This is a genomic window from Aeromicrobium sp. P5_D10 (assembly GCF_054049535.1).
Map to the genome: position 1 here is coordinate 1 of NZ_JBFUME010000033.1, position 421 is coordinate 421.

Annotated in this window: 1 protein-coding gene; it reads left to right on the top strand. The window is 60.6% G+C overall.

The window, feature by feature from the left end; genetic code table 11:
• Positions 1–19 precede the first annotated feature (19 nt).
• Positions 20–421: DUF222 domain-containing protein (locus ACXJKC_RS21765; protein WP_456698851.1), on the top strand; the 402-nt coding region annotated here is incomplete at its 3' end.

Sequence of the window (421 nt, forward strand, 5' to 3'; positions counted from 1 at the left end):
ACAAAAGACCCGCACCAGCTTGGACGCTTTGATGTCACGGATCGCCGGAAGCGCCGAAGGCATGGGACTACCTGGCGATGATGGTGCCACCTCCACCACGGTGTGGTTGGCCAATCAGACCGGGATGCACAAGGGCGAAGCCGCGAAACTGGTGTCGATGGCACGTGTCACGACCGAGCACACTGAGGCCACCCGTACAGCATGGGCCACCGGCGGCCTGTCCACAGACAAAGCCCGGGTCATCATGAAAGCCATCGACCGTCTACCGGACTGGGTTGATGACGAACCCCGCGCTGATGCTGAAGCGCATTTGATCCGGTTGGCTGGCGAACACAACATCGACGACCTCAAGCGTTTGGCCAATCGGGTGCTCGAAGTCATCGATCCTGACGGGGCGGACGAAGAACTCGGCAAGAAGCTG